A 13,737-nucleotide genomic window follows, 5' to 3' on the forward strand; every position below is an offset into this window, starting at 1 on the left:
TTTTTATTCTTAAATTTTTATAGGGGAAAGAAGGAGAATGGAAATGAAGAAAATTGCAGATTTATCTCATCACAATAATTCAATAAATTGGGCTGCAGCTAGTAAGGAGCTAGACCTTGCTATTATACGTGTACAATATGGGTCAAGGACAATTGATAAACGTTATAAAGAGTATGTGCAAGGCTGTAAAGACTATGGTGTTCCATTTGGGCACTATGCTTATGGATGTTATGTAAGTGTTCAGGATGCTATTGTAGAAGCAAATGATTTTATGGCGCGCGCTGATAAAGAAGCAAAATTTTTAGTATTAGATGTAGAAGATGATACATTAGCAAGTTGTGGAGCGGCTAACTTAGCAAAAGCTTCACAGGCATTTATTGATACATGCCGTGCAGCAGGCTGGAAAGTGGGTCTATATGTATCACACCACATGTATACAAGCTATGGACTAAATACTGTGAATGCGGATTTCCTTTGGATTCCACGTTATGGAAATAAACCAGCGTATAGTTGTGATTTATGGCAGTATACAGAAACAGGTAGTCTTGCAGGCGTAACTGGTAATGTAGATTTAAATTATTTAAACGGTGAAAAATCTCTTGAATGGTTTACAGGTAAGGGTGGCGTTGTTGGTACACCGCAACCAGAGGGGATTGGGATGGCAAAATCAATATACTGGGAAGGATATGGCATTAACTATCATGATAGACCACACGGTAAATATCTGGGGGACTTTACAACAGCAGCAGAAGTATTATATTGGGATGCGTACTGGGGAGAAGATAATGATGCTTGGTTAGATTTAGGTAGAAGCCGTTGGGTAAAAGCAGAGCATTATTATTGGAGACCTTTTAAAGCCATATCAAAATTCCCAGAAGGATATGAAGTAAGCTATTGTGATGGAATTAACGGCGCATACAAAGGCAGTATTAACTCAAAAGAACCTCTTACGGTATTCTTCCGTAAAGAAGGCTGGATTGATATTGGTGGGAATCGTTGGGCACCAGAGAAACATTTTGACATTGTAGATATTCGATAAAAGGTTAAGGTTCACTCGTATGAGTGGCACAGGTTAGGGGCTTATTATACCGGATGTAGAATTAGTAAAGAAACAATGGATTTAGCTAATATAGATATTGCATCCACAAAAAAATAAAGAAATTAAAAAGTGGAAGGTGCTAAAAAATTATCGTAGTAATACAATAAAGTTTCAAAAATATTAAAGAGATTATACAAACTCTTACTCCAGTGAAAAACAAACAAGTAGAAATAGAAAAGCAGTTACTAAAATGGGACAGCCAAATGAAGGATTTAACAAATCTATAGAAAAAATAAAGAAAAAAGATAGTGAAATCACAAATAAATTAAACACATCAGAAAAGAATGTTAAAGGTATAAATAGAAGATCTCTAAAGCACAATTAAAAACTGAAGAATTAACAAAAATAAAAACTGAAAAGAAAATACAAACGGAGCAGCTATAAGCTGCTCTATTTTTATTTTAGGGGAGAGAACAAGATGACAAATCCTATCCAAAATAAACATCCAGAAGACAATCAATTACAGAGCCAAATTATCAAGCAAATCATTCCAATCTTAGAGAAGTTAGTTATGCAATTCATTCAAAATCCAGCCCCGAATGAGGATGCGATTCCAGGTAATGACAATAAATTCATGGAAATTGATGATGTTGTAGATAATTTAGTGAATGCTGGGATTATTACCGCTAGTAATTTTAATGTTAACGTGGAGCTATTTAGAGGTAGTCCAATTACGGTTTCCATTGACAAATCTGGGGGTCCAGCAGTAGAAGTTGATGTTGGGGATTCTAGCGAGGAACATATAGAAGAGACAGATAAAAAAGAAGGAACTAAATAATGAAGCGTATGTAATGTAGGCTTTTTTATTTTAAATCAAATAAGAAGTGGGAAAGAGGTGCAATATGGATGGTATACAAGAGGTGAAAGGCGATGTTCAGGAAATAAGGCAAGATATTAAGGATATACGATTAGAGATTAGAAGTTTAGAAATGCGGACAACAGGTAATGAAAAAGACATTATTAATATCAATAAGCAATTAGATAAGATTAGCGCTAATACAACATGGATCTTACGTCTTATTATTGGTGGTCTAATTGGAGCAGCTTTGACCTTTCTCTTGAAAGGTGGCGGTATGTAATGATTGAAATTGCGGCAATGATTGGGGTTGTTACAGGGTTATCACAAATTGCAAAGACAAATGGATTGCAAACGAAATATATCCCGATATTTAATTTGACGCTTGGCATTATGCTAGGTGTTTTATTTTTGTCACAAGATATCAAAATGAATATATTTCAAGGAATGATTATCGGATTGTCAGCAAGTGGATTGTTTGACCATACGAAAATTATGAAAAAGGATGACAATAGGAAATGAAAAAGAAATAGAAACATATTTTATCCATAGCTGTTGCTGGTTTTTTTAGATGCAGGATTTACGATTGATGCGAAAGTAACTGTCAATGGATTGTCATAATATAAAGTACACAATAGCAAAGGGAAAACATACTATGTAACAGCAAATGAAGCCTATGTGTATGTGAAGTGAAAAAGAGCCGATAATCCTGTTCAATAATATAGGATTTTCTGGGCAAATGTGTTTAGCGGAAAGACGTATAAAAAATGGATGGAGGAAAACTTAACAAAATCGTGATTTGAATACAAAAAAAGAGCGTACAAATGAGTAGGCTCTTAGAAAGATAAGCTTTATGAGCATTGAATTATCATATATATTTTATTCTTCATAATCGTGTAAACAACATTGAATAAAAAGAGCACCTTTTTATGTTGCCTTTTCTAAAGAAGTTCTATCAATGACAAGCTGTCGCATCAATAATACATGTTTGTCCGGTTTAAAGGCGAAAAGTTATTTAACAAATAGTTGCTTTAATCAAATTAAAAAGTTAGAAATTATATTCCCTAAGTGATTCACAAAAGTCAAGGAGAGTTGCATTAAGAATCACATTTCTAACCAAATTAATCATCCTACCTGAAAAATACTTATACTTGCAGATACACTTGTTAAAGAGCCACCATCATTATTTGAGAGAGTGATAGTACCTGCTGAAGAAATATTATTTATTAAAGTTAATGTCGAAGGTACGGCTGCTACTGTAAAAGCAACAGTGCCTTGATTTATTGAATGGGGTGATCCCGTTCCAAATCGTCCACCTGGAATTGGTGTACCATTTAGTGCAAAGGAAAATTGATTTTCACGAGCAGCTTCTAATTGAAACCCTGCTACATATGTTCCTATTGTATTAATTATAATATTTCCAGTACCTGTTATGTGGGTAAGGGCAGTTCCTATTATAGGACCATTTGTATTAAAAGTAACATTACCTCCCACTACAATTGACTGATTAGTTGTATCAAAAACATATAGATAGTTTGTTAATCCTACACCGGGGGAGCCAGTAGAGCCAGTGGAACCAGTAGAACCAGTAGGACCAGTGGAACCAGTAGAGCCAGTGGGACCAGTAGAGCCAGTGGAACCAGTAGAGCCAGTGGAACCAGTAGGACCAGTGGAACCAGTAGGACCAGTGGAACCAGTAGAGCCAGTGGAACCAGTAGGACCAGTGGAACCAGTGGAACCAGTAGGACCAGTGGAACCAGTAGAGCCAGTGGGACCAGTAGAGCCAGTGGAACCAGTAGAGCCAGTGGAACCAGTAGGACCAGTGGAACCAGTAGGACCAGTGGAACCAGTAGGACCAGTGGAACCAGTAGAGCCAGTGGAACCAGTAGAACCAGTGGAACCAGTAGGACCAGTGGAACCAGTAGAACCAGTAGAACCGGTAGAGCCAGTGGGACCAGTAGAGCCGGTAGAACCAGTAGAGCCAGTAGAACCAGTAGAACCAGTGGAACCAGTAGAGCCGGTAGAACCAGTAGAACCAGTAGAACCAGTAGAACCGGTAGAGCCAGTGGGACCAGTTAGACCAGTGGAACCAGTAGAGCCGGTAGAACCAGTAGAACCGGTAGAGCCAGTGGGACCAGTAGGACCAGTAGAGCCAGTAGGGCCAGTGGAACCAGTAGGACCAGTGGGTCCAGTAGGATAGTGGGGGAGGATAATATTTTTAATATCCATAAGGGGAAATTTATTGAGTATATCTTTGTCTTTATAATCTATCAAAATCACCTCACTTGTGTGTTTAGAGAAATAGTATAATAAATTTTTTATTAATATCTCATTTTTATAGTATGAATTCTTTTGGTTTTGGAAACAGCAAATAAATAGTATAGGGCGGTATTATTTTTAAATCTCAATAAAATCTTATTTAGTAATAAATAAAAAGAACGCCTTTAAAAGCGCTCTTTACCAAGATATATATTGAAAGAGGAAACAAGACAGGATATGCATCCTTTTTTAGAATGGTGTGGTCCTAAAGCTAAATCTTTATTAAATAATAAATTAAAAGAGTACACATATAAGCGTACTCTTAAACAAGAAAGGTAGATCTCAATGAGCGGAGAGACTACATACAATATCGTATGTTGGTTTCATTTAAATGTGAAGAAAAAATCAACAAAATGTCAACGGAAAATCAACCAAAACGCTATTTTAAATAAAAGAACAGCTAGTGAAACCTAACTGCTCAGTTCTTTGAAAAATAAGAATTAGAATTTGTTTTATTAATGTTTTACATCAATCAACGAAATTGCTTTATAGAGGTTAATAAACTTTTATGAATACGCAATAATGTTTGAACATCATCTTCTTGAAGCTGCTGTAATGCTAGGGACATCGCTTTGTAGGAAGTAGAGTTTTCAATGGATTTTTTCGATGCCTCTTGTCCTTTGGGTGTTACTTTTAATTTGATTTCTCTACGATCTTCATCTGATTGTTTTCGTTCGATGAACTCTAGATTAACTAAATCATCTACATTTACACTCACTGTACTTTTAGGAACTGAAAGACGTTCTGAAATCTCTTTAAGAGTGATATTAGGAATTGCATAAATTGTATTTAAAATACCCATTTGTTGTACTGTTAATCCTAAACTTGAGGCGTTTTGATGTGTGAACTTTATAATTTCTTTGTTAATTGTTACAAATGACTGGACAACTTCTCCCGCTTGTTTGAAACTATCATTTCTTAAGTTCATTATATTCAGTTCCTTTCTTTTTTAGTTTAGACTAACACAAAATAGTTTATTGTTGAACTATCTATCTTTAAGCTAATTCAGAAAAGAAAACAATATATATTATTAATAGAAAACTTAATAAAAATTTCATTTTGTAGAAAAGGGGAATGGATATGAATTTATTAGAGCAATACATTGAAGAAGTGATCAGTGAGGAACCGTACACTGAGGAATGGACAAACGAGTTTGATAAAAAGTTTGTAAAGGTAAAGCTGGTTACTAATTGCTATGGTCGGAAACGCAATGAAGAACAAATCTTTGATACTGATAAATGGGAAAAGATAAAAGAACAAGGTTATTACATGGGATAAGTAAAAGAGCAGCTAGCAAAAGCTAACCGCTCGGTTCTCCAAGGGGGAAAGGAGAAAAGATTACCGTGTCATCTACATTATTGACGGAATATTTAATTTTATCCAGGGGAGGAAGAAGGAAATGGATAAGAAAATTATGATTCCTAGAGCAGTTGCTGAAGAGCTATCAAAAAAGGCTGAGAAGTACGGGAGAGAAGGCTCGGTATACATGATGCTTGAAATGTGCGACATAAATAACAATTCAACTTATGAATGGTTAAGAGGAGAAGGGAATCTTGTTAAATTAGCATCTGCTATTGAGTTTGGATATGAGATTCAAGAAGATAAGTTATTAAATCGTTATCAATGGAGCAAAGGTGAAAGCTGAAGTATTGGTCGGCTCTACGGAGCATAAACGGGAAGATTCTTACTCTTCTCCCAGTCACCGAACGTAAAGCGCGTAGCTAATAAGAGCTAGAAAATTACATGATGCGGTGGCTTGGAGAAGGTTGAGAGTGCTCAGCCTTAAATTGACTCATTTCGAAATTCCCCTTTCGTGAATGTTTCTCCCATCCCTTTGAAAGCTGTCACTTCGGTGTTGGATTTTTGTTTGTTTAGATAAAAAGGATGTTGAAGTTCTTTTTCGAATAGATAGATTTGGGGAGGAGGGGGATTTATGCTTGTTTCTTTTAAAGACGAAAAGAAAAAACTAAAAGCTTCAATAGACAGCCATGATTTAGCAGGGTTAATTGCAGTGTTAGAAAAAAACAAAAAAGTAAAAATAGGACATGATCGTTATGAAGTTGTCGAAGTAAGTTTAGAAATCAATAAGTACACAAATAGTGATGATTTAGCAGAAGTTACAGTAACTGTGAAAGAGGCTTAAAAAGAATCAAATAACTCAGAAATAGCATCCAATATGGGTGCTTTTTTCTTTGTTATATAGAAATTACACATTAATGGACTATTGGACACCTAAAAAGAAATTGGGTATAAGCACATTGCTTGAAGAGATACATATTATATATCATGAAAAGCTTCTTTGTTTTTCAAATAACGAACAACATGATGGGAACGAAACTCACAGAAATAGGTACATAAAGAGTTCGCCTTAATTGGCGGACTCTTTATTTTGAACAAAATGGGCATTTGAATAGATAATCTTCCTTAAAATAACCTTAATTAAAATATTAATTTTCTAGATATCCTAAATCAAGTTTATTTACCATTACGTTCATAGGAGTCCTGAGTAGTTCATTGGAAATGGTGATGTGAATGAATAAAATAATAAGCAGTCAAGGTCGGACGCAGATGATGCATGGCATGAAAATGTGTTCAAAAATGAATATCCAAAGCAATATAAAGATTTTGAAGGTTGGAGCGAATAGAAGTAGCGAATCAGCTGCTTTTTTATTTAATAAAAAAGCATTTTAAACATTTCTTATAGAATCGAATACTTATGTAAATATGGGAAACAGATTTGATTCTTGGAATGAGGGTATCGATGTGGATATAACACATATAATGGCGAGAATAGTGGTGAATGGGAAAGATCTTCCGTTTACTTCAGTTAGAACCTCTGCGTGGATTAATGGACCAGCGAACGATTTAATTGTTACGACTAAGCAAAGAGTGAATGAACTTTATCGGTTTATGTGGTCACGGGTGCCAGTTATGCTAACAATGTATTTCCTTCAGGGTGCTGACGTGATGAGATTTGCTAGGGTTGCTGGAATTAATGAAAGTGTAACGGGAGAATATATATATCATTTTATTTGGTGATAAGACGAATTTTAAGTAGCCTAACAGCTGCTTTTTTATTTTGAACAGAAAAAAAGAACCTGCAGTGGCTCCTTTTCACAATGCTACCTTATACTTATTAATTTTCCGCTTAACATCCATAAAAGCTAATAGTGCTGCAATCGCACAAAGGCCTTTAAACCAAAGGAACTCGGAAGAAAATAGTCCGCCCAAAAAAGCGACTGAGTGTACAAAACAAGTAATACCAAATAACCAAAGCATGAACTTTAATTCTTTTGAGGAATATTTATAGTTTTTAAATCTTTCCCACATATGTATCACTCCTATTGTTATGAGGTTCTGTAGTTTTTCTTTTTAAAATCGCGCATGTTGAGGATAAAGAATAAAAGGAAGATAACAGCTGCGATGCCATTAATCCAGTAGTATGTACGTCCTGTTGTCAATCCGTGATAGAAGGAATTGAAATTCCAAATTATAAGAAGTACTGAACAGATAGTAGAGATTATTAATGAGCTAAAACTTCTCATGATTTTCACCTCGATTCAAAATATTAGAGCTCATTTATAATTTTACATTTAAATAAATAGATTTACAATAAGAGGAATGAAAAAGAACCCGATGGAGTTCGAGTCCTTTCAGAAGTGATGATGTATTCTCGGCTTGGGAACTGAGAAAATACAAAAATATAATACATCGAGATTTAGAGAATTTCAATATTAAATTAGGGATTACCGCGAGGTGGTGAATATGGCTAGGCAAAGAAGCCTAAATTGTGAAGTGAATAATTTGTTACTGCATTTTATTTTTTACAAAAAATAACCATTTTCTTCAGATTTCAAGAAGGTTTTACAAAAAAATACATAGAAGTATAAATATATGGTAATGAAATGAGTCGAATTTTCATCATGACTGATATCCATAATATGTTCATTTCAATTAACATGAAATACACATAGAGGAGAGCGATTATGAAAAGGAGAATTGGTACAGCAGTCGTAGGTTTATCTGTTTTAGGATTTGGAATTTTTGGTTTTACTCATGGAAATGGTGGAGGGGTTGTTCAAGCGGCTTCAGAAGGGGATGGAGGAGGAGCGCCTGCATATGCACATGGAGATTATGGGGGAGCACCAACTTATACTCATGGAGAGGGCTGGTCTCCGAGTTATGCACATGGACATACAGGTGGAGCACCGTCCTATACTCATGGGCATACAGGAGCACCAGTTTATGGATATGGAGACTATCCAATACCTTCTTTTAATGTAGGAGATACACCTGCACCGAAGTTAGAAGCTGATGGGGATCATGGAGGAGCGCCAACTTATACGCATGGACATTTCCCTGCGCCGAAATTAGAATCGCATGGGAATACAGGAGCACCAGCTAATACAGAGCTTGGTGGGGGGATTTAACAATACTAAAATGAAAGTTGTAAATTTATATATAAGAAAAAAGGCTTTGTAATTTACAAGGTCTTTTTTCTTTGTAAAAAAGTTATTCAAAGGGGAAAATAAATGAATTTCTTCGTATTTTATTATTAACAAAATACGGATTTTGTATGGGGTTTCCTGTAATCAATTCACCACGAATAAGGTTGTCTCATATTATGTAAAGATTGCTCTATTAAGATTATAAAAGGATGTGAACACATTGGAAGATGTTTATGTAAAAATTGACAGTTTAAAAGCAGAACAAAAAGAACTAATGCGAGATATTCGTAATTTAGAAACTCGCACAACAATTAATGAGAAAGACATAGCTACAATTAATAAGCAATTAGAAAAGATTAGCATGAATACAACTTGGATTCTACGAATTATTATTAGCGCGATCACTATGTCGGTTTTGGGTTTAATATTAAAAGGGCTGATTTAAAATTTTAAAATAAAAGTACTTATTGAGAGAGGGACAAGTATCTCTCTTTATTTTTATCATTTTAGCCAAGAGGGGTCCTTTAGAATATGGCATAGGTAATCTGTACGATTGAATAGGAGACATTAGTCAGTGGTTATCGATGGTAAAGTAGACGTATATAATTTAAAAGGGAACCCATGAAACAATACAAATAAGAATTTGTATGTGAATGTAAACAAGACCAAGACCGTCCTGGAGAGGAGGGGGCTTGGTCTTGTTTAGCTAAGATCACGATTTTTTAAGTAATTTTCACATTCTGTTAACCATACTGATATCAAGTTCTTTAATTCAATCGTTTCAATTTCGCAAGTTTATTTTTCATCTTCCACATATCGGTAGGTAATCTTTGTATAATCTTATCTTATGTTTAAATCACAACTGTTACTCAATCACTATCCAGTTAAAGTTTTATAATACTCCAAAATGAAAAATACACTATTCTTTTTGTAGAATCATAGGAATGGGTGGCGCATTTTTCATTTTGTTTTGCTAACTTGATTTTGATGTGACGTAACCTTAAGTATTTAAAAATTAAAAAATTCCCTCAATAATGTTAAAGGGACCTTGCTCACGCAAATGATCTGTAAATCAATTCATCTTTGATATACAGATCATTTGTATGATAATATTTATAAAGAATTGCTAAATAATGAAATTACATAAATGCTTTTAGAAGTTCTTGAACTAATGGGATTGCTCCACCAATAAATTTTAAAACTGCCATTGCGATTTCCATATTATTCTCTCCTCTGTTTTTGTATTAAGATGTGTGAATCTTTATAACCTTATTATAGTAAGCGTTTACATTTATAACAATACATTTTTGTATGCAATATTGCATATTTATACGTTTAGACAAAAATTAGGCTCTATTAGTCATTCTTTAATGGTATCATAGCGAGGTGTGAGTCTTTAAGGGTTTTCCCTAATAGGAGGAAATATGGAAAGAGTACAAGTGATTTACAGCAATCTGAAAGTTAAAAGTTGGGCTAAACAGGTATTAGCTGTAGGAGGAATATTAGGGTTCTGCTACTTGGTGTTATATGTTTTTAGTTTCTTAGTTGTTATGTAAATATTATATAACTAAACTAGTAGAGTCTTGCCTAGATAGGTAAGGCTCTTTTGTTGTATCTGTGATGAGCAAACTACATACAAAACCTCTCAAGTTTGTCAGATACTATGTATGGTGCCTTATTTCTCTATGTTTTAGAACACTACCTCTTATTATTGAAAGTAAATAAACTTCTATTAAAAATTTTTCATTTATATTGAAAACACAATTGTATTGATAAAAAAATCTATTTTTATTAGATACATCTTAAAAAGACAAGCATAAGTTATATTCAGTTTTGGTGAAATTTTTTTATCTTTGAAAAGGATTTAAATCTTACAAATAGATTTGATCCCTTTCTGTATACCATAATTCCTATATTATCATATGAATATAATATACTGAAATTAATTTAAAAGCAAGAATATTAGTAGGGGTCCGCCACATGCCCATCAACTTAAGATTTTAAAGTAGCTCCTAAATGAAGAGTTTTTTAATATTAATGTATAAAAAATATATAAATACATAAATGTATAATTGTTATTTGAATACAAAAAAGAGAGAGGGAAGATAAAAAAACGTACCTTATATGGGGACGGCTGTTCAATTAACATGTGCTGGAGTTTGATCTCAATGGCATGAGATGTCTTCTCTAAATAGTATGAACAAGAGATTTTAAGATAAAAGTGCAAATAATTAAGTTACCTGCCTGTTCCTAGAAGATACGGAGGAAAGAGCCCCGTTTTGAAAGAGTGCAGTCGATGGGAGGAAGGAACTCTATGAGTAAGGAGTGTATCGAAGATGATACTCAATAATTAATAATGAGATAATCATGATTAGTATATGTACATTTTTAATGTATGTGAAGTCTTTATTTCATAACAAGAGAAAGAGAGCACCTTGTATAAGTGCCCTTTAGAAAATGTCACAAGATAATTATTACATACTTAATTAACTGTAATATTTATGGCAAGAGTTGTTTTCACTATTCTATAAAACTGAATAAAAACGTTATTTTAAAAGGTATTCTTTGAATTTCTATTTATACTAATATAAATAAAAATGAATAATCTTGATATAACATGCAAAAGATTGTTCAAGAAAGAGCAATATCTATAATAAAATTTGGAGGTAGAATTATGATTGAAAATTTAAAAAGACATCCTCATTATGGTCACACTTTAGCTGACCATCCTATGGAGCATCATCGTCATCCATTATCACATCACGGTCCGATTGTTCATGTTAAAGGAATTATAAAACAAGTGGAAGAAGATGATACAAACCCTCAAGGGGGTACTCATCAACATATTATAGTTGATCAAGTAGAACTTATTGATGCTCATGGGTTACCAGAATCATTAACCATCGATACGATAGTATTTTGTGCAATTCGTTATGGGGATAATTTAGGAATACCAAATCGTATCCCAGATTTAGAAGAGGGAGAAGAAATTGAATTACAAGGTGAGTATTTAGATAAAACTACTGCGACTCCAAGCGAAGGTAATCCAGGGTATGCGGTAATACACTTTACTCATCGCCCTGTAGGATTTATTAAGTATCATGGGAAAGAGTACAGATAGATATTTGAATATCAAAAAAAATTAATTTGTAATTTATTGAATGGAATGTATCACATGTAAGTGATACATTCCATGAATTACCTTATTACTAATAAGTATTTTATATTTAAACGTTTTGCATAACTTTACTCGAATTTTATGGGGTGAAGAGTTAAGGAGGAATCATAGATGAAGAAGGAGTTGAAATTAGCGTTTTCTGGAGGTGGGTTTAGAGCGACTTTTTATGCGTTAGGGGGGTATAAACGTTTAGTTGAATGCAAGCTAGATCAATATGTAAATTGCATTAGTTCTGTTTCAGGTGGCAGCATTACGGCCGCCGCTATTATGCTTGCATTGCATAAAGGTGGATCATTCCGTAATGTAAATGATTTTGAAGAACGCGTAGTGAATCCGTTGGTAAAATTAGGACAAATAGACCTTCGTACAAAGTTACTCACAAATTCGTTTACAAAACAAGCATTATCTTTCAAGTCTATTCGTGAAAAATGCAGCAAAGCCTTTCCGACAATGTTAGATAAATATTTATGTGAAGGGGTAAGGATGAAGGAATTAGAAAATTCCCCTATAAAATGGTACTGTAATACAACTTGTTTAGATACGATGAGGATGTTTTATTTTTCCAATCAAGAAATATATGGAACACTTATTGGAAAATCAAATGATTTTGATGATATTACAGTTTCTTATGCTGTTGCGACCTCAGCTGCTTTTCCAGTTTTATTTGCACCTATGTCACTATCATTAGAGGGAAGAAATTTTAGTGATCCAGAAAATAGAATGCAGGGGAATCCTTTGTTGAAATTTGACACACTTTGGTTTTCTGATGGAGGGGTTTTTGATAATATTGGGACTGAGCCGATATTAATATCAGATGGTGAGAACAAAAACAGTAGTTCCCCTTCAAATACAAAACATAGAAAAGAGCCTATGAAATTTATTCCAGATCCAGACGCAAGTATTGATGAAATTTACCTTGTATTAGACGCTTCTGCATCTGAAAAATTTTGGAAAGAAGATGAAGTACCTTCACATTTTGAATTAACGAAACGGATTTTAGATACATCTAATAGTCAAATTGTAGTTTTAAGGAGAAGACTATTAAAAACCTTAGATCCCCAAATATACCCAGGATTGCAACTTATTCTTAGTAAACCTATTCAATCTTTATTCGAAAAAAATAATAATCCTTTTTATAATGATAAAACTTCTTTACCTGATTATAAATTACCAAATCGTTCTAAGGATGTTGAAAGTCTGTTAGCTGGTCTTCGCACTGATTTAGACAGCTTTCATGATAGTGAGATTAATACTTTAATGCGTGCGGGCGAAATAAGAATGGATATCGCGTTAAGATCGTTATTACCTGAGTACATGGAGAATATAAATACCGTGCCTATTCCTGTATTTCCTTCGGAGGATATGGATGGTCTAGAAAAAATATTAAGCCGGGGTGGAAAACATAGATTTACGGGAGGATTTTTTGAGAATTTACATGATGTAGATAAATTTTAAAATAATGAAAATGTGTTGTGTAATTTTTATTTTGTTTAAAAATACTAATAATATTCATACGCTTGTAGTTTGAAATTATCAAATGGGGAATTTTAAAAAAAAATTAAAATAGCCAAAATGAGAATTAGCTAAATCAAACAATAGATAAAACTGAATATTATGTTGATAAAAGAGAATCATAGTTGTCATACATGAGTTATATAGTTAATCAAAAGAAATTAATAACTTTTAGAAGAGGGATTTTAAAGGGGTATTAAATATTATATAGTCCGACTAGAAAACTAGAAGACATCAATTCATTAAAGCAGCAATGAAAGCTGTTTTAGGAATAGGTGTTCTTTTTATTATGAAAAGAGCGATGAGAAAATGAAGGTACTAAGAGATCAGTTACGTGAGTAAAAAGTAATCCAAGAAAAAAAGAAGAAAAAACAAAAAGAGAAAT

Annotated in this window: 16 protein-coding genes and 3 pseudogenes; 14 read left to right on the plus strand and 5 right to left on the minus strand. The window is 33.7% G+C overall.

The window, feature by feature from the left end:
• Positions 1-43: 43 nt before the first annotated feature.
• The 5 genes and pseudogenes from QCI44_RS28570 to QCI44_RS28590 form a co-directional block, all read left to right on the plus strand.
• The gene (locus QCI44_RS28570) at positions 44-1,039 is read left to right on the plus strand and encodes a GH25 family lysozyme (protein ID WP_353811558.1); all 996 of its coding nucleotides are present in this window, start codon (positions 44-46) and stop codon (positions 1,037-1,039) included.
• Positions 1,040-1,517: 478 nt separating this feature from the next.
• Entirely contained in the window at positions 1,518-1,877 is a 360-nt protein-coding gene (locus QCI44_RS28575) for a hypothetical protein (protein ID WP_353811559.1), read from the plus strand.
• Between the two features lie 64 nt (positions 1,878-1,941).
• Entirely contained in the window at positions 1,942-2,178 is a 237-nt protein-coding gene (locus tag QCI44_RS28580; protein WP_000348715.1) for a hemolysin XhlA family protein, read from the plus strand.
• Positions 2,178-2,417, plus strand: a complete 240-nt coding sequence (locus QCI44_RS28585; RefSeq protein WP_353811560.1) for a holin — start codon at positions 2,178-2,180, stop codon at positions 2,415-2,417. Before QCI44_RS28580 ends, QCI44_RS28585 begins: the two co-directional genes overlap by 1 nt.
• Positions 2,418-2,471: 54 nt before the next feature.
• Positions 2,472-2,588: pseudogene (locus QCI44_RS28590) on the plus strand (N-acetylmuramoyl-L-alanine amidase); the annotation flags it as partial.
• A gap of 432 nt (positions 2,589-3,020) precedes the next feature.
• Here the strand turns inward: QCI44_RS28590 and QCI44_RS30680 are convergent.
• A pseudogene (locus tag QCI44_RS30680) lies at positions 3,021-3,668 on the minus strand (collagen-like protein); the annotation flags it as partial.
• A 1,018-nt stretch (positions 3,669-4,686) separates the two neighbouring features.
• The gene (locus tag QCI44_RS28605; protein ID WP_353811563.1) at positions 4,687-5,142 is read right to left on the minus strand and encodes a MarR family winged helix-turn-helix transcriptional regulator; all 456 of its coding nucleotides are present in this window, start codon (positions 5,140-5,142) and stop codon (positions 4,687-4,689) included.
• A gap of 152 nt (positions 5,143-5,294) precedes the next feature.
• Here QCI44_RS28605 and QCI44_RS28610 point away from each other — a divergent pair, with 152 nt between their 5' ends.
• The 4 genes from QCI44_RS28610 (at position 5,295) to QCI44_RS28625 (ending at position 7,253) form a co-directional block, all read left to right on the plus strand.
• The gene (locus tag QCI44_RS28610; protein ID WP_353811564.1) at positions 5,295-5,492 is read left to right on the plus strand and encodes a hypothetical protein; all 198 of its coding nucleotides are present in this window, start codon (positions 5,295-5,297) and stop codon (positions 5,490-5,492) included.
• A 121-nt stretch (positions 5,493-5,613) separates the two neighbouring features.
• The gene (locus QCI44_RS28615; RefSeq protein WP_353811565.1) at positions 5,614-5,859 is read left to right on the plus strand and encodes a hypothetical protein; all 246 of its coding nucleotides are present in this window, start codon (positions 5,614-5,616) and stop codon (positions 5,857-5,859) included.
• 288 nt (positions 5,860-6,147) lie between these two features.
• On the plus strand, positions 6,148-6,357 hold the full coding sequence (locus QCI44_RS28620; protein ID WP_016135790.1) for a hypothetical protein: 210 nt from the start codon (positions 6,148-6,150) through the stop codon (positions 6,355-6,357).
• 581 nt (positions 6,358-6,938) lie between these two features.
• Positions 6,939-7,253: a hypothetical protein gene (locus QCI44_RS28625; RefSeq protein ID WP_353811566.1), complete on the plus strand. Its 315-nt coding sequence runs from the start codon at positions 6,939-6,941 to the stop codon at positions 7,251-7,253.
• Positions 7,254-7,328: 75 nt separating this feature from the next.
• On the opposite strand, the gene QCI44_RS28630 is transcribed toward QCI44_RS28625, so the two are convergent.
• Together QCI44_RS28630 and QCI44_RS28635 are read right to left on the minus strand one after the other, a co-directional pair.
• Complete coding sequence (locus QCI44_RS28630; protein ID WP_353811567.1) at positions 7,329-7,544, minus strand: hypothetical protein; 216 nt, start codon at positions 7,542-7,544, stop codon at positions 7,329-7,331.
• A gap of 17 nt (positions 7,545-7,561) precedes the next feature.
• Entirely contained in the window at positions 7,562-7,759 is a 198-nt protein-coding gene (locus tag QCI44_RS28635; RefSeq protein WP_080345102.1) for a hypothetical protein, read from the minus strand.
• Between the two features lie 441 nt (positions 7,760-8,200).
• On the opposite strand from QCI44_RS28635, the gene QCI44_RS28640 reads away from it, so the two are divergent.
• On the plus strand, positions 8,201-8,644 hold the full coding sequence (locus tag QCI44_RS28640) for a hypothetical protein (RefSeq protein WP_353811568.1): 444 nt from the start codon (positions 8,201-8,203) through the stop codon (positions 8,642-8,644).
• 238 nt (positions 8,645-8,882) lie between these two features.
• On the plus strand, positions 8,883-9,107 hold the full coding sequence (locus QCI44_RS28645) for a hemolysin XhlA family protein (protein ID WP_016135794.1): 225 nt from the start codon (positions 8,883-8,885) through the stop codon (positions 9,105-9,107).
• Positions 9,108-9,801: 694 nt separating this feature from the next.
• Here the strand turns inward: QCI44_RS28645 and QCI44_RS28650 are convergent.
• A pseudogene (locus tag QCI44_RS28650) lies at positions 9,802-9,987 on the minus strand (hypothetical protein).
• A gap of 99 nt (positions 9,988-10,086) precedes the next feature.
• Between QCI44_RS28650 and QCI44_RS28655 the strand changes: the two are divergent.
• The 3 genes from QCI44_RS28655 to QCI44_RS28665 all read left to right on the plus strand — a co-directional run bounded on the left by QCI44_RS28655 (position 10,087) and on the right by QCI44_RS28665 (position 13,295).
• Entirely contained in the window at positions 10,087-10,218 is a 132-nt protein-coding gene (locus QCI44_RS28655) for a hypothetical protein (protein ID WP_255302392.1), read from the plus strand.
• A gap of 1,118 nt (positions 10,219-11,336) precedes the next feature.
• Complete coding sequence (locus QCI44_RS28660) at positions 11,337-11,783, plus strand: hypothetical protein (protein WP_016089889.1); 447 nt, start codon at positions 11,337-11,339, stop codon at positions 11,781-11,783.
• 168 nt (positions 11,784-11,951) lie between these two features.
• Positions 11,952-13,295, plus strand: coding sequence for a patatin-like phospholipase family protein (locus QCI44_RS28665; protein WP_016135795.1), 1,344 nt, complete (start codon positions 11,952-11,954; stop codon positions 13,293-13,295).
• Positions 13,296-13,737: the final 442 nt, after the last annotated feature.

Source organism: Bacillus cereus group sp. RP37 (assembly GCF_040459695.1).
In the GTDB taxonomy this organism is placed as follows: Bacteria; Bacillota; Bacilli; order Bacillales; family Bacillaceae_G; genus Bacillus_A.

Excerpts from the sequence above, each read along its gene's own strand:
- QCI44_RS28640 (WP_353811568.1), top strand. The coding sequence starts at position 8,201 with ATGAAAAGGAGAATTGGTACAGCAGTCGTAGGTTTATCTGTTTTAGGA.
- QCI44_RS28615 (WP_353811565.1), top strand. The coding sequence starts at position 5,614 with ATGGATAAGAAAATTATGATTCCTAGAGCAGTTGCTGAAGAGCTATCA.
- QCI44_RS28610 (WP_353811564.1), top strand. The coding sequence starts at position 5,295 with ATGAATTTATTAGAGCAATACATTGAAGAAGTGATCAGTGAGGAACCG.
- QCI44_RS28630 (WP_353811567.1), bottom strand. The coding sequence starts at position 7,544 with ATGTGGGAAAGATTTAAAAACTATAAATATTCCTCAAAAGAATTAAAG.
- QCI44_RS28655 (WP_255302392.1), top strand. The coding sequence starts at position 10,087 with ATGGAAAGAGTACAAGTGATTTACAGCAATCTGAAAGTTAAAAGTTGG.
- QCI44_RS28660 (WP_016089889.1), top strand. The coding sequence starts at position 11,337 with ATGATTGAAAATTTAAAAAGACATCCTCATTATGGTCACACTTTAGCT.
- QCI44_RS28625 (WP_353811566.1), top strand. The coding sequence starts at position 6,939 with ATGGGAAACAGATTTGATTCTTGGAATGAGGGTATCGATGTGGATATA.
- QCI44_RS28665 (WP_016135795.1), top strand. The coding sequence starts at position 11,952 with ATGAAGAAGGAGTTGAAATTAGCGTTTTCTGGAGGTGGGTTTAGAGCG.
- QCI44_RS28575 (WP_353811559.1), top strand. The coding sequence starts at position 1,518 with ATGACAAATCCTATCCAAAATAAACATCCAGAAGACAATCAATTACAG.
- QCI44_RS28605 (WP_353811563.1), bottom strand. The coding sequence starts at position 5,142 with ATGAACTTAAGAAATGATAGTTTCAAACAAGCGGGAGAAGTTGTCCAG.
- QCI44_RS28635 (WP_080345102.1), bottom strand. The coding sequence starts at position 7,759 with ATGAGAAGTTTTAGCTCATTAATAATCTCTACTATCTGTTCAGTACTT.
- QCI44_RS28580 (WP_000348715.1), top strand. The coding sequence starts at position 1,942 with ATGGATGGTATACAAGAGGTGAAAGGCGATGTTCAGGAAATAAGGCAA.
- QCI44_RS28585 (WP_353811560.1), top strand. The coding sequence starts at position 2,178 with ATGATTGAAATTGCGGCAATGATTGGGGTTGTTACAGGGTTATCACAA.
- QCI44_RS28620 (WP_016135790.1), top strand. The coding sequence starts at position 6,148 with ATGCTTGTTTCTTTTAAAGACGAAAAGAAAAAACTAAAAGCTTCAATA.
- QCI44_RS28570 (WP_353811558.1), top strand. The coding sequence starts at position 44 with ATGAAGAAAATTGCAGATTTATCTCATCACAATAATTCAATAAATTGG.